This window comes from Endozoicomonas acroporae (assembly GCF_002864045.1).
GTDB lineage: Bacteria > Pseudomonadota > Gammaproteobacteria > Pseudomonadales > Endozoicomonadaceae > Endozoicomonas > Endozoicomonas acroporae.
On the sequence record NZ_PJPV01000247.1, the window covers coordinates 1 to 1522 of the forward strand.

General features: G+C 45.8%; 1 protein-coding gene. It reads right to left on the reverse strand.

What is annotated here, in order from left to right; translation table 11 throughout:
- Positions 1-4 precede the first annotated feature (4 nt).
- Positions 5-1522, reverse strand: a 1518-nt coding sequence (gene tnpC, locus CX664_RS24750) for an IS66 family transposase (RefSeq protein ID WP_101749258.1), incomplete at its 5' end; no start/stop codon positions are given.

Genomic DNA, 1522 nt, shown 5'->3' on the forward strand with positions numbered 1-1522 from the left:
GTAACTATTCAGCACCCAGTAAAGGCATATTACTGTAATTCTGAACAGCTCTAAGAAGTGACTGGTATATATCCTTACCCTGTTTTTTGGCAGACGACAAATAGCTCCGAATCCGTGCAAACATAGAACCTCCGTCCGCACTCCTAAAGCAGCCTGAGATCTTCTGTTTTAACTTGGCCATTCGAATATCCCTTTCACTGCCATTGTTGTCAAAGGGAATGGTAAAATCTGACATGAATCGAAGTGTTTCAGCTTTGAACTCAATGAGTCGCTTGAACAGGTTATAGGCCTTGGTATTTTTGACTTTCTTTCGACCGAGTTCTTGCCGCTGTTTCTCCATATAGGCAACTTCTTTCGTTAATGCCCGCTGAAGCAGAAGGTCATAAACCTTCTCAATCCGTTCACGGATAATCCTCGGCATTTGTTGCATACCGATGGTCTTGAAGCCCTTGCAATAATGCCAGGAAAGCCTGAGCAACTTCATCAGGCGCAAAGCCAATTGATTATCGTCCCTGTCAACAACACCCAGAAGCTCTCTCAGATGATGGGCATTACAAAGAACGTGAACTGCCGCATATGAAAAGTAGGATTTCCAATGATCATGGACCAGAACGCCCGTAAACGTAAGTAGTATGCCCATCGCATCCATGGCGTCACGACCTCGTTTCTCAGACAGGTAGTAAAGCGTCCATTGCTCATCCCGCATAACATGTAGCCAATAAAGAGAGCCCTCTGCCCGCATACCGGTTTCATCGGCTCCGGCCACTGGCGATTCCAGCAAGGCGTCACGAATGACATCCTCGGTAGACGCCAGATTTTCATGGGCTCTGACAACAAAATTGGCTACAGTTCCGGCACTGACACTCATTTTGTAGAGCGTATAAAAGTACTCAGACACTCGCTTAAATGGCAGAAAATCATATTGGTTGAGATAGACAGCCACAGCCTGAGTAGCTGGGCCATATTGCACGGCTGCGGTTACACCTTCCGGAAATTCAGCCTGATTTTTGCAACCACATGTGCAGATTTTGACTTCAGCTCTATAGGCAGTTACTTCAAATTCACCCAGTTTGCCTGGTTCAAACACCTGTCGCTCAATATGTTTGACTGGCTCAATATCAAGAAGACAAACCTGACATTGATGGCATTCTTCAACCTGAAGAAGCTCAATATAGTCAGGGTTATCGATCTGCTTGAGACAAGTGCCCTGATGCCCTTTCTGTCCACCAGCTTTATTACCAGAAGACTGTCTCAGACTTTTTGGATTGGGTTTGTCACTTTTTGATGCATCGGGATCTGCACCGTCATCGGTGTCGGTGGGGTGATCGGTAGAATCGCTGCTTTTACACGGTTTTTGATAACCATCAGACGATGGTGGCTTGCTGCTGTTTTGACTGTTCTTACCAACCCTTTCTTCCAATTCTCTACAACGTTGTTCCAGGCAGGCAACTTTTATGCGCAGCTGTGTATTCTCTTTCAAGAGAATCTCAGTCGATAAAGGTGCAGGTGGCTTTTGAACCAT